Below are 22795 nucleotides of genomic sequence, written 5' to 3'. Positions count from 1 at the left end.
TGGGCTTCATATTACTTTAAAAAATTCAATGAGGTGTTTTGTTTTTGTAAGAGTTCATTTTCGCTGGCCAAGTCAAAAACCGTTTCTTCAAAATCGGTATTGATTTTTGTATCCGCACCTTTTGAGATTAGGTATTTCATTATTTGGCTGTCTTCAGCTTTCATAGCAGCAAGGTGTAAAGCGGTTAACCCTTTTCCATTTTTAGCATTGATGTTAATATTAAAATCTACAAGGCGTTTCAATACCCCTAATTCATTGTCTTTGGTGGCAAGATGAAATAGCGTGTTTCCTTCAGCTTGCGTGGTGTTTAATTGTATATTTTTTTCTTGAAGCAGTTTTAATTTGGCATCAAATTCATCAGGTTTTCTGCTATCAAAAGAGGCTACCAAATAATAAGCGATGGTATTGCCTTTCTTGTCTTTTGCATTTCTACGACCCTCACTATAAATTTCAGCATCACTTTTCTTATTCAATAAGAATTCTGCCACTTCTGGACTGTTACGTTGAAACGCAAGCATTAAAGCCAACTGTCCATTATTATTTGTAGCATCGAAGTCTTTTACATTTTTGGAAAGTAGTTTTACCATTTCCAGTTCATTTCGGGATGCTGCATTGAGAAAGGGTGTGTTGCCTTCGGCATCTTTTTGGTTTACATCTGCACCAGCAGTTAGGAAAAATTCAAAAATCGCTGGATCGCTAGTGTTGTACGCCAATCTATGTAAGGGCGTGTAGCCGTCTTTGGTCACGATATTAGGCTCAAGACCAAGACTTTTCAAGTACTCATAAACTGCCAACGGATTACTATAACCACGTCCGCCTTGTGCTGCGAATAAAAAGGCATTCCCCCCTTTTTTGTTCGATGATTTATAATCCACACCTTTTTTAATAAGCAATTTTAGAAAATCTATATTCCCTTTTTTGGAGGCGTAATTGAAAATACCGTTGCCATTTTTATCTGTGCTATTAAGTTTTAGACCTTTTCCGGTGAAGAAATTCAACTCTTCTTCATTGGAAAGTGATGGCGCAACCAGTAAAAGTAGGTTAGCACCACTTTCATTTTTCTCATTAAGAAGATTTACACCGTGACTTTCAAAAGCGTCGTACAGGGCTTTGTTTTTCTGACCTGCATTCGCTGCAAAGGCAAGTGGTGTATAACCGTGGCTGTCTAATTTCGTAACAGAAGAACCCTTATCGAGTAAAAAATTGACCATTTCGGTTTGTCCAGCATAGGCCGCCCAATGCAAGTAGATACGGCTGTCGTGGGTTTTTTTATCAACCGGATTTCCTTCAAAAGACAAGAGGTGCTTTATGATACTATCATCTGCATTTTCAAGTAACGCATAGATTACGGCATCAAATGCATTCTCATTTAAGGCGGTTGCATCATTGCCCTCAGCGATTTTTTGCTTTACTGTTTTCAAGTCTGGATTTCCTTTCCAGAAGGAACGGTCAAGAAGTACATTATCTTGTTGTGCCACTGCCACTATGCTCATAAAGAGCATAGCAAGCAGCGTTACATTTTTCAAAATCTTCATCTTACTATTTTTTTACGAAAGATTCAATGACTTCATCAATTTCGGCTTCCTTTTCGTAACTTTCTTCTTCAAATAAAAACTTATAGAGCGGCTTATTGTCTACTTTTTCTTCAAGAACAAGGTCTTTATTGCGGCCATAAACTTCATCCCATTTAGCACGAACTAAAGCCCATTTTTTGTCATTGTCCTTCCACCATTGTGAGGCAGCAGCACATTTGCTGTCATCTACTTTTACATAGGTGTTATATCCTTTTTCCTTAGCCAATACGATATCTTCCTTGCCAGTCTCACGGATAATTTTGGTATTATCTTGGTCATGTACCCAACCGTAATCTGTAATTTCGTGACGGTTGCCACGCATCAAAACGTTGTAGTCGCTTCTGGTGGTATATTCACGTCTTGCTAAAGGTGCAGGTGTGGTGTTTTCCCAATAACTTTTACCATCTACATGTACCCAAGAGCCAGACCCTTCATAACGCGGACTGTCATCTACTTGAAATACTTTCTGTGTCCATTGTCCTGTAACTTCGGGAGAAGAGAATTTTTTAAACTTCCATTCATTCTCTGCGTTGTAAGAGTATAAATCTGTGTTCTCAAACAACCAATCTTGACGCCAATGCTTCATAACCATAGGTTCGGCAGGATTACCGACTTGTAACAAATGCTGAATTTGGATTTTATCATCTGTATCGGTCACTAATTGTGCCCATTCCAAACCTTTGACCATTTTCGTTTTTGAGGGCTTGTAAAGCGAATCAGTACTGTAATTAAAGGTCTCTGCAAAGTTAAAAGCGACCTCAAAACAGCCACACATAGTCTTGATAGCTTCGCGGTCTTCTTGTTTTTTTGATGTTTGAGAAATTGCACTTATCGAAAACAATAGTGCCAATAGGGTGTAAAAAGGTGTTTTCATGAAATAGGATTTATTGATTAATAATTTTTTCTCAAAAATAGCTATTTTTATTAAATCTAAATAACAATAATATATATATATTTGAACTCTATTAAGATTGGTTATAAATAAAATGAACTATAAACTCCTTATTATAAACACTTTGATAATTTTATCTTTTTTGAAAGTAGTTTCCCAAGAGGGCGTAGATAGCACTCAAATCAACAATTTAGAGGAAGTTATCCTTACGGCCACGCGTACAGAAAGACAACTTTCATCTTTACCACTGCCAGTAACTTTAATCTCAAAAAAGAAAATTTTACAGTCGGGTACAATCCGCTCAAATGAAATATTAAGCGAGCAAACAGGAATTATAACCGTGGCTGATGAAAGTGGTTTTGAAGGTGTACAAATTCAAGGGATCTCATCAGATTATATTTTGATTCTTATAGATGGGGTGCCACTTGTGGGTAGAAGTGCCGGAAATTTTGATTTGAGCAGGCTTACGGTGGGCAATATCAAACAGATTGAGGTGGTAAAAGGACCTTCGAGCAGTCTTTACGGTTCTGAAGCTTTGGGGGGTGTCATCAATATTATCACGGAAAAACCAAAAACTGAAGACCTGCAGGGAGACGTTTCTTATCGCATAGGCAGTTTTGTACAACAAGATATCAATCTTGATATTAAACAGCGTTTTAAAAAGTTGCGTTATGGGTTTTTTGTCAACCGATTTTCCAGCGAAGGCTATGATTTAAATCCTGAAGAAGAGGGTCAAACGGTCAATCCATTTGAAAGTTATACCGTTAATGGTCGAGTGTATTATGACTTTAATGACAAGCTATCTTTATTCACATCTACACGATTTTATGACCAAGTACAGGATGCTGGATTTACCTTCAACGATGTTCTGTTTGAAGGAGATAGCAAAGAACGGGAATGGAATGCCCATGCAAGGCTCGACCAAAAATGGAACGAAAAATTCACGACAGCTTATGAATTGTATTATACCAATTATGTAGCCAATGAGCGACTTGCAAACCCAATTACCGAAGAGGTGTTGAGCGATAGTGATTTTGATCAAAAATTATTACGACCAGAAATTCGTGGAAATTACACTTTCACAAACGCAGGAACGCTAACGGCAGGATTGGGCTTTCAATATGATGCTTTGGACAGAACGTTTTTTGATGAACTTGTAAGTTTCAACTCGCAATATGTTTATGCACAATATGACATCAATCCTATAGAACGACTCAATGTTATTGCTGGTGCTCGCTTTGACAATCATTCGGAATATAGCAATCAATTTAGTCCCAAACTGGCAATGCGTTATAAATTGAGTGATGCATTTGCTGTAAAAGGCTCGGTAGGCTATGGTTTTAAAGCGCCAGACTTTAGACAGTTGTATTTTGATTTTACCAATTCGGCAGTTGGTTATACGGTTCTGGGGTATAACGTGGCTCTGGATAAATTACAAGAGCTTCAAGAACAAGGACAAATTCTTAACGTGGTAGTTTCGGGAGATGACTTAAATAATCCGTTAGAAGCAGAAAGTTCTGTTGGTTATAATTTAGGATTGACTTTCAAAGAAGGCAAATGGAATAGCGAACTTAATTTTTTTAGAAACGATATTAAGAACCTTATCGATACACGCATTATTGCCCGCAAAACCAACGGTCAAAATATTTTCAGTTATGTCAATTTTGATGAAATCTATACCACAGGACTTGAAATCAACACAGGGTATAAAATAACCGAGGCCTTTAATGTAAGTGCTGGCTATCAGTTGCTTTATGCCTACGATAAAAACAAACAACAAGAGGTAGAAGATGGTCAAGTATTTGCCCGTGACCCTGGGACAAACCAGACCGTGGCGGTCACGCAGTCCGATTATTTTGGGCTCGTGAACCGCTCTCGGCACAATGCCAACTTCAAGGTGTTTTATGATATTGTTTCCGCAAAGGCAAACATTAATCTACGACTTCTATATCGAAGCAAATATGCTCAGTTCGACACTAATGGAAATGGACTTATCGATTCTTATGATACCAGTTTTATCGATGGTTTTGTAACGGCAAATGTAGCAGCTAGCAAAACCTTTTATACAGATTTCACAGTACAGGTAGGAGCAAATAATCTTTTGGACTATACCGATATCAATATTCCAACGTTGCCGGGAATTCAAGGATACGTAAAACTCAATTATCAATTTTAACCCGCCTGCCGTCGGGCAGGTTTTTAAACACAATTAGAATGAAAACAATGAAAACAATGAAAACAGTACAGACACTAGCACTAGCAGTATTATTTATGGCATTCACATCTTGCAGCAGCGACGATGACAATATACCAATATCAGACCCTGTTCAAGCAGAACAGATAAGTAATCTATCAGCACCTCAAACCGGTGGTCAGGGAACGGGAATGGATGTAGGAGGTCCATTTACAAAATTTGATTTTAAAACTGGCGCAGAAACCACCAGCGATACAGAGTGGGACATTGCCTTTAGAGGTACGACTATTGCCATAAATGGTGGAACAGCTACAGGCACAAATGATGAACCTACAAGAAATGGTGATGCTGGTGCTACTATCGTAACAGGAACGTTTGACAGCGTCGATTGGAATAGCTAGTAAATTTGTGACTAATTTTTTAAGCTATTTTTTTAATAAATCCTCTCAATTTTATTTCCATTTCTAGAGGTGAGGAATATCCTAAACTAGAATGTAATCTTTCGGTATTATACCAATGAATGTAGCTATCAATAGACTCATATAATTGATTATATGAGGTAAATTTAAATCTATATAGCCATTCGTATTTGATTGTTTTAAAAAAGCTTTCAGCTACAGCATTGTCCCAGCAATTCCCCTTCCTACTCATACTTTGAGTTATTTTAAGGTTAAAATTGCAAATGTTAGTCATTTTATTCGAAGCATATTGCACACCTCTATCTGAATGAAAAATAAATTCTTTATGAATACTTCTTGTTTTTCGAGCATCAATCCAAGCCTTCAGAACTGTATTTTGAGTAGTCATATCTTCACTTAAAGACCATCCAACCACCTTTCTATCTGCTAAATCTATGATGGTTGTTAAGTAATTCCAATCATCATTAACTCGAATATAAGTGATGTCAGACACCCATTTCTCCCCTAATTTAAAACTAGAGAACTCTCTATTTAACTCATTTTCCTTAGTTAAATATGGATGATTAGAGTTTGTTGTAAGAACGAATTTTCTCTTTAGAACACTTCTTAGCCCCATATCTTTCATCAGTAAACCGATGTAGGAACGAGAGTAAACCAAGCCTTCTCGTTCTAACATTTTTTGAACCCTAGAGCTACCATAAATTTCTCTACTTTGCTCAAAAATAATTTTGATCCTCTCTTTTAGAACCGCTGTCGCTGTTTTTAAAACTACAATGTCTTTGTTTTTAAACCAATGATAATAAGCGTTCTTGCTAACTCTCATGGATTTGCACATCTTCTCTACTGGATACATATCAACATTCTTTAAAATGAATTGATATCTTATCAGTCGCTCTTGGAGAAGATGCTCACCGCCTTTTTTAAGATGTCACGTTCCATCGTTACATTCTTTAACTCTTTCTTTAATGCTTTGAGCTCTTGAGCTTCAATAGATAACTCCTTCTTCTTTGAAAAGTCTCCAGATTTGAGCTTGTATTCTCGTTTCCAACGACCAATCATATTAAGGCTTAAATCATAATCCTCACTAACTTGTTTTGTCTCAATACCAGAATTTAATAGTTCGACGATCATAACTTTAAATTCATTGTCATACTTTTTTACCATAACTCAAATATAAAATTTATAAACTCATAAAAATCGTCACATCAAAGGTAGACACTCCAACCTGGAGGTGTTTATATTTTACAATTCACATCTGGAAACAATAACATAACTAAAAAACTAATTTTAAAATAAGCTCACATAAATTAATTAACAAAAAAAGAGAGATAAAATAAGCTCTCTTTTTTTTACCCTAAAACATAAGTTAGAATGATTCTAAATAAAAGATTACAACTCGTAATATTTGCCATGGCCTGCATATGCTCTGTTAAGGCTCAAGATTTTTCACCAATAAGCACAAGCCTCCCTGAGATCTATAATTCCATAACAGCTCTAGGAGATGTGGACAACGATGGTGATATGGATTTATATCTCTCTGGAAATAATGCCTCTGGTGATATAGAAGGAGGCTTATATATTTATCATAATGATAATTACATACTTCAAACAACAAGTAACCTACCACAAGTAGCTCTAGGTTCTGCACGATGGGCAGATTATAATGACGATGGTTATCAAGACATTCTTATACAAGGACATGATGCTTCCGTAAGTGGGTTAACAAAACTATACATAAACAATACCGATAACACTTTTAGCGAATTAGAATTAGGACTGCCTCCAATGTACTTGGGCGAAGTTGCTTTTTCAGATTTTGATAATGATGGTGATGTAGATATATCTACTACAGGCATTGAAACTAATACATGGACATTTGTAACCAAATTATTTATAAACAATGGAGATAATACAGTAACAGAAATTAACAATCTAGAAACGATTCCTGGAATGAATTATGGAAGAATAAAATGGGCTGATTATAATAATGATAATTACCCAGACTTTCTTTTAAGCGGGTTTGACGCAATTAGTGGTAGCTATTCTGTTAATATATATACCAATAATGGTGATAATACCTTTTCTAACAGTAACATTGATTTAACTCAAAGTTGGTTAGGAGATACAGAATGGGCAGATTACAATAACGACGGATTTATAGACTTAGTTGTCTCTGTCACAGGTGGATATAGTGGCGTAGAACGCCAAACAACCATTTATAAAAATATAGATGGTAACACTTTTACACCATTAAACATTAATCTTCCAGGTGTTTCACATAGCATTTTGGAATGGAATGATTTTAACTTAGATGGTTTAGTAGATCTACTAATAGTTGGCGCAACAACAACACCAGGAGAGGGTGATTCTGCGCATTACGTTTTTGTAAATAATGGAGACGACACTTTCACACAAACTGATAGCGTCTTAACAGCTTCATATTATGGAGATGGCGATTCTGGAGATATTAACAACGATGGGAGGCCTGATATTGTTATTTCAGGATATGATGAAAACAATACACCAAAGACTACAGTATTTTTAAACCAAACAATAACACCAAGTGTATTTGAACCTATTACATCTGAAATCGACGACTATTTTTTCTCATCATCAGATTGGGCAGATATTGACAATGACGGCGATAAAGACCTTGTCATTTCTGGAGCTTTAGATACAGATGCTAATGAATTTGCTGACACAAGTAAAGTAGATTTCTATGAAAATAACAATGGAGTAATGAGTTTGATTTCACAGCCTAATGTACAAGGTCTCCATTTAGGAGCTGTAAAGTTTTTAGATATTGATTATGATGGTGATATGGATTTAGTAGTCTCTGGTCAAAATTATGATGATATCACCTCTTTTTTCTTGACCGTCTATGAAAATAATAGTGGCGTTTTTACCGTAAAACAAGAGTTAGAAGGCGTCATTTATAGTTCTATTGATTTTGGTGATTATGATAATGATGGAGATTTGGATCTATTGATTACAGGAGTAGGGAGTAATGGAAGGGGTACCACAATTTATAATAATACTAATGGCACATTCTCTGATGCAATTGCTAATTTACCAGGGGTACAAGGTGGTAATGCTGTGTTTGGAGATATTGATAAAGATGAAGATTTAGATATTATAATTAATGGCTATGATTTAAACGGCGATAATTATGCTCAAATATTCAATAATGTAGACGGTATTTTCTCAGAAGGTCAAATCCCTTTTGCCACAGCAGATAGCTGGGTAACGCTTGGAGATTACGATAATGATGGTGACTTAGATTTAGTATTCACAGGTTATGATGCTAATTATGATTACTTAAGTAAAATTTATAATAATGACGGAACCGGTATGTTTACGGATTCAAATATTGTATTAGAAGGTGTCGGTAATTCAAGTGGTACAACGCCATTAGCTTGGGGAGATTATGATAACGATGGTGATTTAGATTTAGTGTTATCTGGTACAGATAATAACTTTAATGATCTTACTTATCTTTATAGAAACGACGGCACGGTTTTTACGTTGGTAGAAGAAGGTCTTATTAATCTTGGTGGAAGCACAAATGTGACTTGGTCCGATTACGACAATGAGAACGACTTTGATATTTTAGTTTCTGGTTTTTTTGATGATGCTGCTTATGTATCTCAATCAGTTTTACATAAAAACAATATCGATGTGGTCAATACACAACCGAATGTACCTGCAAATCTTTCGAATCAAATAAATACTGATGATTCTATAACATTTACTTGGGATAATGCTTCTGACGATTTTACACCATCAGACAGGGCAAACGCATTAAACTTTCATTAGATTCAGCACTTTTATCAGATAGTGATTGTCCCATCCCGCTTGAAGTCTTCTGCTCTTCACCCCTGTTTTTAATGATTTTTCATTTTTCAATAAATTTAGTGCAATTTTATTGAGTATGGAGAAATTTTGAGTGGAGTTACCTGTTCTTTTTCTAGAAGCATCTTCTGAAAAAGCAACATCTAAAGTCCAGTGTAACTTATTTTCTATAGACCAATGAGAACGAATGGCTTTTTGAAAATCTTGGGAGCTAGCCTTTATACTTGAAATATAATATCGTATTGCGTGTTGTGCAGGCTTTTGTGAGTTTTTAAACTCACGTTTGCTTTCTATTTTTATAACACTTGTTAGGTTTTCCCAGTTATTGTTTTTTAAAATAAACTTAAAGTTGCTTATTACACTGCACGTCCTGGTTTCTATTCTGCCATGGTCTAATTCTTGGCTAAGGTTTGATTCCATAGTTTTTCCAAATCTAAATTCATCTTCAATATGCTCTAGTAACTGAGGTTGATTCTCTTTTACAGCCAAGATATAGTCTGCATTTTTTTTAACGATGGCCTTAGCTATTTTAGTTTGACATCCCATAGCATCAATAGTTACAATAGTATTTTCTATGGATAAGACTTTTAATAATTTTGGAATGGCAGTGATCTCATTTGACTTGTGGGAAACTTTCACTTGTCCTAAAACCAAATTATTGTCATTTGCCCAAGCACTAACCATGTGTACTGGGGATTTTTTACCGCCAGCTTTAGCACCTCTAATTGTTTTACCATCTATAGCAATGATTTCTCTGGGCTGTAGTTGTGCAAGAGCACTAACCCATTGTATAAAGCATTTTTCAAATTGATTACTGTCAATATTAGAAAAAACGCGATTAAATGTGTCGTGCGAGGGGATACCATTAGGCAAATCAAGGAAGCTACGAAGAAATTCTTCTTTTGAGTTGGCGTAGTTTTCCATTTCATTCCATGAATCTGCTCCACAAATCACTGAAATAATCCCGATGAGAAGGATGCTTTCTAAATCGTAAAGTTGCTTGTGAGAACGTCTAAAGTCGGGTATTTGACCAAATATGGTCTTTAGCTTTTGGGTAGTTTTCAAAATGTATAAAGTATTGGTTATCAATATAATATACAATATTTTAAACTAAAAAACAACAAATAATATGATGAATTTTAAGTGATTAACACTCATTTTTACCCAATTAACTTAAACTTTTTTTAATGCGTTCGCCCTGCACCATCAGACGGTTTATTTTATTTTTTAAATGTAGGGACGACTCAAAATGGTTCTGAGATTGCATCTTACAAAGTCAATGGTAATTCATGGACTATTAAAAACTTAGGAAATACAAATTACTATTGGTCTGTAAGTGCTGTGGATACTGCTTTTATTATTTCTGATAAAGCTACAAGTGAGACTTTGGGCATTGAAAACGTTTCTAATAATTTATCTTTTAGCGTTTATCCAAATCCGTCAAATGATAAAAAAATCAATCTAAATTATGATACCAGTAAATTAAATTCAGACGAACATAATGTTGTGATTTTTTCTACTGTCGGAAAAAAAATACTGCAAACTACATTAAATAAAGTTGGAGGGTTTTATAATAAATCACTCGATTTGTCATCGCTAGCGGGTGGTATTTATATTTTACAATTCACCTCTGGAGGATTCACGACGACCAAAAGGATTATCCTAAAATAAGCTTAACCAAATACTATTTAATTAAAAGACTGTCTGTAAGGGCAGTCTTTTTTTTAATGGTACTCCGAAAACATACTAGTCGCTTTATTAAAAGAACTCTCAAAACACATCGCAGTAAGTTGATGTGCTTTTTTTGAGTATAATTGAATAGCATTTTTTCTGTTGGCATATGACCAGTCAGTATATCTTTTGCCATAAGACAACGATCAAAACGGCCGCAGCCGCTTGAGTAATACCAATTTAGTTTTTAAATCTTGTATTAAAAAGTTGAAATATTTTTTACTTAGTTGAGGAAAAAAATATAAGCATAGCAATAGTTATGGTTCTATTTTATGACGATTATTAAGTGAAAAAGAAACTGATTTTGTACGACATTTGGATGCTAATTTGGTATAAGTAGCATAAATTTGTTTACACCAAATACTTGGTGTCATGTAAAGATGAGCTCCAAACTCAATATTTGAATAGGCTGGAATTAAATTTGAAAAGAGATAATTAATATTTTCAGGGTCTAAACTGCCTATAGTATCATTTAAAGACAAAATCTTGACTCCCATTTTAGATAAACGTTCGGTCCACCCATCTACGATACCAAAATTCCAAAGATCACCATATGGATTTCAAAATCTGATAGAAATATAAACCATCATTTTTTTGTTGCTTTTGTCTGCTATTTCTAATACCAATTTAGTTTTTAAATCTTGTATTAAAAATTTGAATTATTCTACGATGTAGCTCAGTACAAGTTTTTTACTTAGTTGAGGAAAAAAATATAAGCATAGCACCAGTTATAGTTCTATTTTATGACGATTAATAAGTGAAAAAGAAACTGATTTTATCCGACATTCGGATGCTAAATTGGTATTAACCGTTTGTTACGTCATTATAGGTCTAATTTGGTATTAAACACAACGTTGCGTCCAAGGGGTTGTTCTTGGGGCTGTTAAGCTCAGGGTGGGTCATGAAGTATTTCTTATTTTAAAAGAAGCTGAGCAAGTCTATACTGATAACACCCTGTAGCTTCCATTACTACTAAGGAACCTTTAGGCAAGTCTTTAAGAAATTTTTTAAAACCTGTATCATCGGTTTTGTACTGATTATCACTTGTAGAACTACAGTGGACATCAAAAACATTCTTACTGATGTCAACTCCAAAGTTTCTTTATATTCATCTATAAGAATTGATTTATGAAAGAACTAGCTATGGGTAACAACAACATTAAGACAAGCTTAGTAAAGGCTTGAAAATAAGATCTAATGTCTCACAGTCCCTATATTTATAAGGAGACCATGATTTAAGTAGTAATAGAGAGAGAATTAATCCCGAGGCTCTGGGATTGTTGAAGTTTAAAGCTTCATCGTATAGAGAACGATTAATTTTTTCTTTTGTTCTTTCTGATTTATAACTTAAGGTATTAGAAATTAAACTTAAGCCGTATATAATTTATGGCTAGTTTTAGTTTACTTACGAAGCCCAAAGTGTCGGAACTCGCGGATTTTCTATTTTTAATTTATTTATTAACTTTAGTGCTTAATCATATCATAAAAAAAGGCAACAATTTTGGCTTTACGTTAAAAACCATGATTCTAAATGTGAGAATTAATCTAATGATTAGAGAATTAGAAGGAACGGATATAAAAGGATTAAATAATCTTCCACCAATAGATTGGAAATTTGATTACGAAGCTTTTGTAAAGAGTTTTATCGAAGATGACTTTTTCCATGCTTTTGTCATAATTCAGGATGAACTAATCGTAGGGACAGGAAATGTCATGCTCAAAGAAAAAGTTGGTTGGCTTGCAAACATTATTGTAGATCAGAATCACCGGGGTAAAGGTTTAGGGTATAAAATGACAAAATTTCTTGTTGACTTTTTAAATCATAAAGGGTGTGAAACACAATTGTTAATTGCTACTGAACTTGGAGAGACCGTTTATCAAAAAGTTGGCTTTAGAAAAATAATGGAATACCAATGCTTCGATTCAGAAGTAGACATGGATTTTAATTATACAAATTCCATGCGGAGATTGAAAAAATCAGATTTAGAAAGTATATATAAACTGGATAAGGAAACAAATGGTGAGAATAGGATACATCTGATAGATAAATATTTTGCAACCGGAACAGGATACTTCAATAATGATAAGGAGTTGTTGGAATTTTACCTTCCACACCTTGGACGTGGTTTAGTTTTGTCCAAGGATAGCAAAGCAGGAATTGAATTGTTAAAATTAAAGCACACAAAACAAGGAATGAGAACATTATTGCCAATAGATAATGGAGAAGGCGTTAATTTTCTAGAGAGTTACGGTTTGAAGAAAGGAGTTAAATGGTCAAGAATGATTTTGGGTAAAGAAAACAAATGGAACCCAAAATATATTTATTCTTATGGGGGCGGATATTGTGGTTAATAAATCCATTAGCCAACAAAACCTAAACTGCATGAAACTGCAGTTTGGCCAAACCTTAGCCTTTTATTAAAGAACGACTACAATTAAAATGTGTTAGCGTAAAATGCTAAAAAAATGTATTGCTAAATAAAATAACTATAATGACGAAAAAACGCACTTGGAAATTTTGGACATCAAGAACTATTCTTATACTTTTTTTAGTCGGTATTTTTTGGCTCATAAACCTTATTTGGTTTCGACCATTTAATATCGAACACTTTTACGATAAGATCTTTGTAGAATTGGCCATAGATAGTCCGGAACTAACAACATCCGTTGGGATTCCTATTCTATACGATAGATCAAAAGATGAATTGGATGATATCTCCGATGCAAAACAATGGGAATCTTTCTATAAAATGAAAGAAGACTACGAGACATTGATGAGTTATGATTTTGAAAGTCAATCGGAAGAAAATAAGCTGAACACCAAAATTTTGGCCTTCTATTTACAAGGGTTAAAGGATAGTGAACCATTTTTCTATCACGGTTATCCTGTAAACCAAATGGGCGGTATCCAAAGCGGATTGCCAAGTCTTATGGAAAGCGCCCATAAACTTAGGGATGAGAGTGATGTCGAAGCCTATATTTCCAGGCTTTCGAAATTCGACACGAAGTTTGAGCAATTAATTGAAAACTTGAAAATAGCAGAGAATAAAGGCATCATTCCTCCAAAGTTTGTGATTAAAAGAGTGGTTGACGAAATGAAAGGCTTCACAGGAATACTAACAGAAACCACAGACTCAACTAAGGTTTCAAACACGACTCTATCAGCAGAAAAATCGAATATTCTATACACCAATTTTGAATTGAAAATTGATAAGCTGGATGAGATATCTGCAGAACAGAAAACTTCCTATAAAAAACAAGTTGAAGTAGAAATAGACACAACAGTCTTTCGTGCCTATCAAAATCTTATTGATTATTTCGAAAAACTCGATGAAAAAGCGACTACTGATGATGGTGTTTGGAAGCTCCCTAATGGAGCAGCATACTATCGTCATCAATTGAAACAAAGCACGACAACCAATCTAAATCCAGAGGAGGTACATCAGATCGGTTTATCAGAAGTAGCCAGAATAAAGAGTGAAATGAAAAATATTCTATTAGCCGAAGGATATGTAGATTCAACCAAAACAGTCGGCGCAATAATTCAGGAATTGAACAAGGAAGAACGTTTTCTTTTTCCTAACACTGATGAAGGAAGGCAAATGGTACTCGATGAATATGACCGTATATTATCTGAAATAAGTGGGGGTTTGGATGATGCCTTTGATGTACGACCAAAAGCAGGTCTAGAGGTGAAGCGCGTTCCTGAATTTAAAGAAGAAGGTTCCGCTGGCGCCTATTATAAGGGTCCGGCCATGGATGATTCACGAGGGGGCGTTTTCTATGCTAATCTTAGGAACGTGCATGAATCTGTAAAATTTGGAATGAAAACATTAGCATACCACGAAGGCATTCCTGGGCATCATTTTCAAATAGCTATTCAATCTGAACTTGAAGGTGTTCCTGTTTTTAGGACGATAGGGCTTTTTACAGCATATGTAGAAGGTTGGGCATTATACTCCGAGCAATTGGGATGGGAGCTTGGTCTTTATGACAATGACCCATTTGGAAACTTAGGCAGATTACAAGCTGAAATGTTCAGGGCTGTTAGATTAGTGGTGGATACGGGGATTCACTATAAAAAATGGACAAGAGAAGAAGCCATCGATTATATGGTGCTCAACACAGGAATGACGACGACAGAAGTAACTACGGAAATTGAGAGATATATTGTTTGGCCAGGACAGGCTTGTGCTTATAAGATCGGAATGCTCAAAATATTAGAGCTTAGAGAAAAATCAAAACAAGAACTTGGTAATGAATTCGATTTGCGGGAATTTCATAATGTGGTCTTGAAAAATGGAGCAGTTCCTTTAGGTATCTTAGAAGAGATCGTTGACTCTTATATCAGAGAAACCCTTACAAAAAATATTATCTAGCTTCTACAACTTACTTTATTGCAAAAGGCACTAATAACTAGCATAGCCTTAGCTGCGGTAATTATTTTTAATGAAAAGCAGGCGAAAAAAGCCTGTGCCGAATTCGTATCGGTAAAACGATTTATTGCGTCATTATAGGTCTAACTTGGTATTAGAATCTAATTGTAAAAACACACTGAATTTATGATTGAAATTACTTTTGGATACTGGAATAAACTTGCTGACCAGACAATAATGATTAGTTCGTTACTTGGTGGGTTTACAATCGCGGTAATTGCAAATCTATTAGTATCAGAGGTGAACACTCGGATATTTAAAAATATTATGATAGTGTCCACATTAGCCGCTAGTTTCTTTTTGGTTTCAGTTTTTGCAATGACCACCCTTCTTATGAAAACGACTACAGGTTACCCTTTGGAAGTCATCGAAAGTGATTTAATATTTCCAAGAATAGTAGGAACTATTTCATTTATTTTGGGAATTATATCATTGATAGCTATGATTTCTTTAGCAGGATGGACCAAATCAAAAAAAATGGGAAGATTTACAACAGCTGTTGGGATTTTTACATTGGTATTGATACTGACGATGACCACATAATGGGAGAAATCCCGCAGGTAAAATCGGTTAAGCTTATAAAGTGGGTATTCGAATGAAGTGTTATTTTTGAGAATAAACAAAAAAGCCGACAAGTTCGAGTCCCTACTCCACAACACTCTCCTTAACCAAGGCTGTTGTGTAACACTTGATAACAATTTAAACTTTAGGACAAAAATTTAACTTAATGAAAAGAATTTTATTTACAATGGCATTGTGTGGAATGACTTTAATAGCTAAACCTCAAACCGCTAGTGTGGAAAAATCAACTTACGGAATTCAAACTGGATTTCTAGGAATTTGAGCTCATCAAGAATCTAAACTCACAAACTTAATAGCATTACGAACTGAAATCGGATTTGACAGCGAAATTTGGGGAGGAAGTTTCTACGATGGAACTGGGTTTTTAATGACACCTGTAATTACACTCGAACCAAGACTTTATTACAACTTAAATAAAAGAGTAAAGAAATCACGTAGAATTGATGGAAATAGTGGAAATTTTATTTCGCTGAAAACCAGTTATCATCCAGATTGGTTTGTTATTTCTAATACGGAAAATGTTATTGTAATTAGTAGTATTTCAATTATACCGACCTGGGGAATCAGAAGAAATATAGGAAAACATTTTACTTATGAAACTGGAATAGGGATTGGTTATAGGTATGCTTATGCAAAACAAGCAGGATTTTTAGAAAATGAAAGTGAAGGTACTGTTAACATACACCTAAGAATTGGATACAGATTTTAGCCTGAATAAGTAATGTTGAACAATATCTAAGAAGCATTGGTAGGGTAGGCACAACATAAACTCTCGATGATTTGAGGTAGATAGAATCGATGGCTAACATTTCGAAAAACTGATTAAAAAGTAAAAACCACAATTCCAGTAATACTACAGATTTTTAGGCCTAATTTTGCTTAACATCCTCTAAAAGCTGAGATTAACTGGAGATATATACAAGCTTTTTATGCTATCAGACGACTAAAACAAAAAAAATAACATCCATGTTGCGAAAATGTTTTAGTTTAGAATTTTAAGACTGGTATAACACAAGATGTTATGTTATATCTATATCCAGTAATTAAAAAAACACAAACTAAAAATTCAACAAATGGCAGAAATTTGGATAATAGTAATAGCGGTATCTATTTTTTTAATAATCACTTTAATTTATTGGAAGTTTACCCGTGAAACGATCAAAACAAAATATGGGCATAATTGGAAGATATGGGGAGCGAGAACTTTTTATTGGCAAGATGCTATATATATTTGTACGGGCGTTACATCTATAATATTGGTTCTCTTGAAATGGACAAATGTTCTCATTTTTTAGAAGTCAAAAAAACAATAACAAAAGAGAATACCTTTTGCCAATAAATAAGCATTCGTAGGGGAGGCACAACATAAGCCCTCGAGGATTTAAGGTAGAGTAACTCTATGGTTTGCCGATGATCCCATGATGATGAGTAAATTTGAGAGATGGTATTTCAGGGAAAGTGTAGAGATTTTTTAGCACATTCACGAATTTGACGACTGTTTATTGTTCAGTAGTGAACTCAAAGCTATCTTTATCTTTTAAAAAGCCTAGTTTTTCTCGAGTCGTTTCAAGGTCAGATTTTTTTAAAATGACAGTTTCTATGACCTCCTCTTCTGGAAGGTGAGAGCTTAAGGGTTCTCCCAATACATTATAGGCCGCAGAATGACCTAAGTAAGGAAAATTATTTCCATCGGTTCCAATTATATTAACGCCAATACAATAACTCATGTTTTCGATAGCACGGGCTTTTAATAAAGTATCCCACGCGGAGATTCGCTTTGCTGGCCAATTGGCAACATAAATCAAGACCTCATAATCATCTTTATTCCTAGCCCAGACTGGAAAACGCAAATCGTAGCAAACCATCAAACAAATGTTCCAACCTTTATAATGCACGACACACCTTTCGTTGCCAGGTGTATACGTTTCCTGTTCTTTTGCTAAAGTAAACAAGTGTTTTTTATCGTATTTTGAGACTTTTCCATTAGGCTCTACAAAGAACATCCTGTTGAAATACTTTCCATTTTCTTTTACCATGGCACTTCCCGTTAGCGCTGCGTGGTGTTTTTTAGATTGAGCTTTCATCCATTCCAAAACGTCTGGCACTTCTTGTGCGTTGGCTTCAGCATTCATAGAAAAGCCTGTGTTAAACATTTCGGGTAAAATAATCACCTCGGTATCCTTTGGGCAAGTGGCTATTTTTTTTTCAAAAACAGCTCTGTTTGCATTGGGATGTTCCCAAATTAAGTCGGCTTGTATATAAGAGATCTGAAGAGTATCGTTCATTATTTAATACGTTTTGGTCATGTTTTCGTCTACAACAATAATAAAATTCGCTAGACCTTTGTGTTCCTCCTTCAATTGATGCACGTTTTTTTGTTCAACCGTGGTTAGGGTTAGGATGTTGAGGTTTTCTCTGTAGGTTTTAAGATACCAGTAAATACCTTCAAAAAAATTGGAATGGTAGCTTCCGTTAAGGTGGACAAAGACTTGGTTTGGTTTTAAATTTTCTAATATAAAATGAGCCATAGTCGCGTCTTTTATGGCTTGGGCTTTTACGAGATCTTCCCCTCCATGTCCCCCCATCATGTCTAGCATATTTTGGTATGAACTTAAATGGATATCAAAAGGAATAGGCAATGGCGCTATCCACTTCAACTCGTTTTTAGGAAGGCTATCTAAAGCTGAAAAGCCACCATTTCTGTACACACTAGTGGCATAAGGTCTTGGGATATTGGTCGCTATATAGGGGATAGAATCTCGTTTTGCTAGCTCTACCAATGGCTTATAATCTGTGGAATAATTGCTCCAAACTCTAGCCTCTTTTTTAAACTTAGGTTCTGTAAGGCTATCTTTTAAATACAAGTTAAGAACAGATTGTGTGTCGGTTTCAAACATTTCAGCACCGATGGCAAGGTTGATTTTAGAGGTTTTTAAATCGGAGACAACTCCAAATTGTAACCAATGGGAAATAGGATTATTATGATACTCTCCAAACAGAACCACATTGGTTTTGCTTAAACTGTCCAGCATAGTATCATAAGAGATTTTTTCTCCTTCTTGGGTATACAGGGAAAAGGCTTTTTTCTCTTGAGAGTAAGTCAAATTAAAAACAAGTAGCAAGAGGAGCGTTAAACTTAAATGGGGTTTTGAAGTCATAAGAATATAATCTAGGCTTAAAATTAATAAGAATTCCCCTTAAAGCTTTACTCGAAAAGCTTTTATATTTGATCTATTCTCAAAACATAAAATCTATGAACTTTTCACTGCGCATTTTTATCTTCATTTTTCTAGCAAGTTGGATCGGAAAAGCCCAATCTGATCTGACTGTCAACCAAATCATGCAAGATCCACAATGGTTTGGAACGTTTCCCTCTAATATAGAATGGAACGAGGAGTCGGACATTATTTATTTCGACTATAATCCAGAACAACAGCTTTCTGACTCGTTGTATCAAAAAAGGTTGAAAAACAAATCGAACATCGAGAAAGTAAGCCTTACAGAGCGTAAGTCAAAAATTCCTGCTTACGGGGATTATAACGATAAACAAACTCAAAAGCTTTTCGTGAAATCTGGAGATTTATACCTCTACGATAAGAAAAAGAAATCGGCCCAGCTCATCTTGGATCTTGGAGAACGCATCCAGAGTCCAAAGTTTATTACGACTTCAAAGTATGCCTTTATTTCAAGAAATAATCTCTTTATTTATGATGCTGATCTAGGGCAAATTCAGCAGAAAACCAACATAGAATCTGGAAGCTCTAACGACCAAACCTCTAAAAAATCTGAAAAAAATCAATGGTTAGAAGATGAAAATTTAAGTCTCCTTGAAGAAGTGCGTACTCAAAAGGAAAACTCCGAACTCAGAGATAAAAACAAAGAGTTATTTGAGGGTGAAAAATTCGTCTTTTATTTAGATAAAAAAAGAGCCTTTAATTTCAACATTAGTGAAACAGGTCAGTTTTTAGCCTTTCAAACTTACGAACCTTCAGAATCAGAATCTACAGAAGTTCCAAATTATGTAGATGCTTCTGGCTATACAAAACTCTTGGAGGCGAGAAGCAAAGTAGGCGACCAGACTCAACAAAGAGACTTGTGGCTTTACCATATCGAAAAAGACACGGTTTTCAAGATAGATGTTTCCTCACTGCCTGGCCTCACAGATTTACCTAGTTATACCAAGAATTATCCAGATCGAGAATGGGAAAACAAGGAACGTGAAGTCAGTTTTTCTGATGTAAAATTTTCTTCTACAGATCAACAGGCAGTTTTGTCTATGAGAGCTCAAGACAATAAGGACCGTTGGATTAGCCTTTTGAATTTGGACACGGGCGCTTTAGAAACTTTAGATAGACAACATGACGAAGCTTGGATTGCGGGCCCTGGGATTGGTAGTTATTACGGTGGAGGAACATTGGGTTGGCTAGGCGATAATACTCATGTGTATTACCAGTCTGAAGCGACAGGATACTCACATCTATATGTTCATGATGTTAAGAAGAACAAACAAATTCAGCTGACAGATGGCGAGTATGAAATCTTTAACCCCCAACTGTCTTTAGACCAAAACTCATGGTTTTTTACGTCTTCTGAAGTGCATCCAGGAGAGCGTCATTTTTATAAAATGCCGGTTATGGGAGGTGAAAAAATCCAACTGACGTCAATGGAAGGTAAGCATCAAGTGAGTTTGTCTCCAGATGAAAAGTATATGGCGGTCTTGTTTTCGGATTCCAATACACCAGAGGAACTTTATTTAAAGCGGACTAAAGCGAATTCTTCTTTAGAAGAACTCACTTCTGGACAGTCTGACGCTTTTAAAAGTTATGATTGGAAAACACCAGAGTTGATTCAGTTTACCGCTGAAGATGGTGCCAAACCTTATGCGAGACTTTATACTCCAGACAAAGATGTTGATAAAAAAGCCGCGGTAATTTTTGTTCATGGGGCAGGTTATCTTCAAAATGCTCACAAATGGTGGTCGAGTTATTTTAGAGAGTATATGTTCAATAATCTTTTGACCGATCTTGGATATACGGTTTTGGACATAGACTATAGAGGAAGTGCAGGATATGGGAGAAATTGGAGAACAGGAATTTATAGACATATGGGAGGAAAGGATTTATCTGACCAAGTTGATGGGGCTAAGTATTTAGTAGATAACTATAGTATAGATCCTGAGAAAATCGGGATGTATGGAGGAAGCTATGGCGGCTTTATCACCTTGATGGCTTTATTCAATGAACCAGATACTTTTGCCGCCGGAGCAGCTCTAAGATCTGTAACGGACTGGGCTCATTATAACCATGGCTATACCTCCAACATTCTGAATGAGCCTCACCTAGATCCAGAAGCTTACCGAAAGTCGTCACCTATTTACTTTGCTGAAGGTCTTGAAGGGCATCTGTTGATCGCTCACGGTGTTGTAGATACCAATGTCCATTTTCAAGATGTGGTAAGGCTGTCACAACGCCTTATAGAATTAGAGAAAGAAAATTGGGAAATGGCAGTCTACCCAATCGAAGGACATGGCTTTACTCAGCCTAGCAGTTGGACAGATGAGTATAGGCGTATTCTAAAACTTTTTGAAAGCACAATTGGGAAGTGATTTTTGAATGGCGTTTTGTAATTTATAATTACAAAACCATAGGGCGTACCTAAAGGCACACTTTTTTCGTTAACCTTTTTTTTACCGAGAGTTAGTCCCTAACGGGACAAAGATCATAATCTATAGTGTGTTTTTAAAAAAAAACAAACACTTCAATTGTCCCGTTAGGGACTAAAGATGGGTAACATCATGATATCATCAGATTGTGTTGTGAGGTACAACATAAAAATCGGGAGCTAGTCATAAGGAAGTCGAAAAGCAACACGCAAACCATAGGGCGTACCTAAAGGCACGCTATTTTTTCGTTTATTTTTTTTTACCGAGAGTTAGTCCCTAACGGGACATATTGAGAAAGTGATTTGAGGGGTTCAAAATTGGGCTTAGCTTTATCTTGTAAAAGAGAACAACATTCTTAACTGTCCCGTCAGGGACTAAATATAGGTAACATGGGTAACACAAAGCATCATGATATCACCAGATTGTGCCGTCAGGTACAACATAAAAATCGGGAGCTAGTCATAGGGAAGTCGAAAAGCAACACGCAAACCATAGGGCGTACCTAAAGGCACGCTATTTTTTCGTTTATTTTTTTTTACTGAGAGTTAGTCCCTAACGGGACATATTGAGAAAGTGATTTGAGGGGTTCAAAATTGGGCTTAGCTTTATCTTGTAAAAGAGAACAACATTCTTAACTGTCCCGTCAGGGACTAAACATAGGTAGCATGGATAACACAAAGCATCATGATATCATCAGATTGTGCCGTGAGGTACAATATAAAAGTCAGGAGCTAGTCATAAGGAAGTCGAAAAGCAACACCCAAAATCATAGGGAGTACCTAAAGGCACGCTATTCTTTCGTTAACCTTTTTTTTACCGAGATTTAGTCCCTAACGGGACATATTGATAAAGTGAGTTGAGGAGTTTAAAATTGGGCTGAGCTTTACCTCGTAAAAGAGAACAACATTCCTATTTGTCCCGTTAGGGACTAAACATAGGTTACACAAAGTACAATCATACCAACAGATTGTGGCGTTAGCAACAACATAAAAATTAGGAGCTAGTCATAGTGACGTCGAAAAGCAATCCCCAAATCATAGGGTGTACCTAAAGGCACGCTATTTTTTCGTTAACCTTTTTTTTACCGAGATCTAGTCCCTGACGGGACATATTGAGAAAGTGATTTGAGGGGTTCAAAATTGGGCTTTGTGTTACCTTTTAAAAGAGAAGAACAACCCTAATTGTCCCGTTAGGACAAAAAAAGGATGATATGTAGCATAATCCTATCAATAGATTGTGCCGTCAGGTACAACATAAAATCTGGAGCTAGTATAAGGAAGTCAAAAGCAATCCCCAAATCATAGAGCATACCTAAAGGCACGCTGTTTTTTCGTTCATCTTTTTTTACCAAGAGTTAGTCCCTAACGGGACAAAGATTAAAATCCATAGTGTCTTTAAAAAGAGAAGAACACTCCTAATTGTCCCGTTAGGGACTAAATATAGGTAACATGGG

General features: G+C 35.6%; 15 protein-coding genes and 2 pseudogenes. 10 read left to right on the top strand and 7 right to left on the bottom strand.

Features of this window, described 5'->3' with window-relative positions; translation table 11 throughout:
• Positions 1-11: 11 nt before the first annotated feature.
• Complete coding sequence (locus tag P700755_RS08510; RefSeq protein WP_015024276.1) at positions 12-1535, bottom strand: ankyrin repeat domain-containing protein; 1524 nt, start codon at positions 1533-1535, stop codon at positions 12-14.
• A 4-nt stretch (positions 1536-1539) separates the two neighbouring features.
• Positions 1540-2448 carry a DUF6607 family protein gene (locus P700755_RS08505; RefSeq protein WP_015024275.1) on the bottom strand — a complete coding sequence of 303 codons (909 nt, stop codon included), beginning with the start codon at positions 2446-2448 and terminating at the stop codon, positions 1540-1542.
• 112 nt (positions 2449-2560) lie between these two features.
• Between P700755_RS08505 and P700755_RS08500 the strand changes: the two genes are divergently transcribed.
• Positions 2561-4642 carry a TonB-dependent receptor plug domain-containing protein gene (locus tag P700755_RS08500; protein ID WP_015024274.1) on the top strand — a complete coding sequence of 694 codons (2082 nt, stop codon included), beginning with the start codon at positions 2561-2563 and terminating at the stop codon, positions 4640-4642.
• Between the two features lie 38 nt (positions 4643-4680).
• Complete coding sequence (locus tag P700755_RS08495; protein WP_211206100.1) at positions 4681-5061, top strand: HmuY family protein; 381 nt, start codon at positions 4681-4683, stop codon at positions 5059-5061.
• Between the two features lie 19 nt (positions 5062-5080).
• Here the strand turns inward: P700755_RS08495 and P700755_RS08490 are convergent.
• Positions 5081-6243 (bottom strand): IS3-like element ISPto4 family transposase gene (locus tag P700755_RS08490; protein WP_086000788.1). Its coding sequence is split into 2 segments (ribosomal slippage): positions 5081-6006 and positions 6006-6243, totalling 1164 coding nucleotides; the frame shifts between segments, so codons are not numbered across the junction.
• A 69-nt stretch (positions 6244-6312) separates the two neighbouring features.
• Here P700755_RS08490 and P700755_RS21265 point away from each other — a divergent pair.
• Together P700755_RS21265 and P700755_RS08480 are read left to right on the top strand one after the other, a co-directional pair.
• Positions 6313-6375 (top strand): annotated as a pseudogene (locus P700755_RS21265) (hypothetical protein); the annotation flags it as partial.
• A 75-nt stretch (positions 6376-6450) separates the two neighbouring features.
• Positions 6451-8895 carry an FG-GAP repeat domain-containing protein gene (locus tag P700755_RS08480; protein WP_015024271.1) on the top strand — a complete coding sequence of 815 codons (2445 nt, stop codon included), beginning with the start codon at positions 6451-6453 and terminating at the stop codon, positions 8893-8895.
• Here the strand turns inward: P700755_RS08480 and P700755_RS08475 are convergent.
• Positions 8881-9996 (bottom strand): ISAs1-like element ISPto5 family transposase, encoded by a 1116-nt coding sequence (locus P700755_RS08475; RefSeq protein ID WP_083858537.1) that lies wholly within the window; start codon positions 9994-9996, stop codon positions 8881-8883. The two genes, P700755_RS08480 and P700755_RS08475, sit on opposite strands and share 15 nt — an antisense overlap.
• A gap of 276 nt (positions 9997-10272) precedes the next feature.
• On the opposite strand from P700755_RS08475, the gene P700755_RS08470 reads away from it, so the two are divergent.
• Positions 10273-10602 (top strand): T9SS type A sorting domain-containing protein, encoded by a 330-nt coding sequence (locus P700755_RS08470; RefSeq protein ID WP_041758258.1) that lies wholly within the window; start codon positions 10273-10275, stop codon positions 10600-10602.
• 392 nt (positions 10603-10994) lie between these two features.
• Here P700755_RS08470 and P700755_RS20675 read toward each other — a convergent pair.
• A pseudogene (locus tag P700755_RS20675) lies at positions 10995-11285 on the bottom strand (hydroxymethylglutaryl-CoA lyase); the annotation flags it as partial.
• Between the two features lie 925 nt (positions 11286-12210).
• Between P700755_RS20675 and P700755_RS08460 the strand changes: the two are divergent.
• The 4 genes from P700755_RS08460 to P700755_RS20670 all read left to right on the top strand — a co-directional run bounded on the left by P700755_RS08460 (position 12211) and on the right by P700755_RS20670 (position 16389).
• Entirely contained in the window at positions 12211-13014 is an 804-nt protein-coding gene (locus tag P700755_RS08460; protein ID WP_041758711.1) for a GNAT family N-acetyltransferase, read from the top strand.
• 140 nt (positions 13015-13154) lie between these two features.
• Positions 13155-15041 carry a DUF885 domain-containing protein gene (locus P700755_RS08455; protein WP_015024269.1) on the top strand — a complete coding sequence of 629 codons (1887 nt, stop codon included), beginning with the start codon at positions 13155-13157 and terminating at the stop codon, positions 15039-15041.
• Positions 15042-15224: 183 nt separating this feature from the next.
• Entirely contained in the window at positions 15225-15641 is a 417-nt protein-coding gene (locus P700755_RS08450; RefSeq protein WP_015024268.1) for a hypothetical protein, read from the top strand.
• A gap of 406 nt (positions 15642-16047) precedes the next feature.
• Positions 16048-16389 (top strand): hypothetical protein, encoded by a 342-nt coding sequence (locus P700755_RS20670; RefSeq protein WP_245536028.1) that lies wholly within the window; start codon positions 16048-16050, stop codon positions 16387-16389.
• Positions 16390-17179: 790 nt separating this feature from the next.
• Here P700755_RS20670 and P700755_RS08435 read toward each other — a convergent pair.
• Together P700755_RS08435 and P700755_RS08430 are read right to left on the bottom strand one after the other, a co-directional pair.
• Positions 17180-17965 (bottom strand): amidohydrolase, encoded by a 786-nt coding sequence (locus tag P700755_RS08435; protein WP_015024266.1) that lies wholly within the window; start codon positions 17963-17965, stop codon positions 17180-17182.
• Between the two features lie 3 nt (positions 17966-17968).
• On the bottom strand, positions 17969-18838 hold the full coding sequence (locus P700755_RS08430) for a ChaN family lipoprotein (protein ID WP_015024265.1): 870 nt from the start codon (positions 18836-18838) through the stop codon (positions 17969-17971).
• A 95-nt stretch (positions 18839-18933) separates the two neighbouring features.
• On the opposite strand from P700755_RS08430, the gene P700755_RS08425 reads away from it, so the two are divergent.
• Positions 18934-21285, top strand: coding sequence for a S9 family peptidase (locus P700755_RS08425; protein ID WP_015024264.1), 2352 nt, complete (start codon positions 18934-18936; stop codon positions 21283-21285).
• The last annotated feature ends 1510 nt before the right edge of the window (positions 21286-22795 follow it).

Origin of the sequence: Psychroflexus torquis ATCC 700755, from assembly GCF_000153485.2 — a bacterium.
In the GTDB taxonomy this organism is placed as follows: Bacteria; Bacteroidota; Bacteroidia; order Flavobacteriales; family Flavobacteriaceae; genus Psychroflexus; species Psychroflexus torquis.
The sequence above is the reverse complement of the archived record's forward strand: the minus strand, read 5'-3'. Positions and strand labels throughout refer to the sequence as shown.

Bases quoted from the DNA above. Each gene is read 5' to 3' on its own strand.
- P700755_RS08460 (WP_041758711.1), top strand. From the start codon at position 12,211: ATGATTAGAGAATTAGAAGGAACGGATATAAAAGGATTAAATAATCTT.
- P700755_RS08435 (WP_015024266.1), bottom strand. From the start codon at position 17,965: ATGAACGATACTCTTCAGATCTCTTATATACAAGCCGACTTAATTTGG.
- P700755_RS08510 (WP_015024276.1), bottom strand. From the start codon at position 1,535: ATGAAGATTTTGAAAAATGTAACGCTGCTTGCTATGCTCTTTATGAGC.
- P700755_RS08430 (WP_015024265.1), bottom strand. From the start codon at position 18,838: ATGACTTCAAAACCCCATTTAAGTTTAACGCTCCTCTTGCTACTTGTT.
- P700755_RS08500 (WP_015024274.1), top strand. From the start codon at position 2,561: ATGAACTATAAACTCCTTATTATAAACACTTTGATAATTTTATCTTTT.
- P700755_RS08495 (WP_211206100.1), top strand. From the start codon at position 4,681: ATGAAAACAATGAAAACAATGAAAACAGTACAGACACTAGCACTAGCA.
- P700755_RS08480 (WP_015024271.1), top strand. From the start codon at position 6,451: ATGATTCTAAATAAAAGATTACAACTCGTAATATTTGCCATGGCCTGC.
- P700755_RS08455 (WP_015024269.1), top strand. From the start codon at position 13,155: ATGACGAAAAAACGCACTTGGAAATTTTGGACATCAAGAACTATTCTT.
- P700755_RS08450 (WP_015024268.1), top strand. From the start codon at position 15,225: ATGATTGAAATTACTTTTGGATACTGGAATAAACTTGCTGACCAGACA.
- P700755_RS08425 (WP_015024264.1), top strand. From the start codon at position 18,934: ATGAACTTTTCACTGCGCATTTTTATCTTCATTTTTCTAGCAAGTTGG.
- P700755_RS20670 (WP_245536028.1), top strand. From the start codon at position 16,048: ATGACACCTGTAATTACACTCGAACCAAGACTTTATTACAACTTAAAT.
- P700755_RS08505 (WP_015024275.1), bottom strand. From the start codon at position 2,448: ATGAAAACACCTTTTTACACCCTATTGGCACTATTGTTTTCGATAAGT.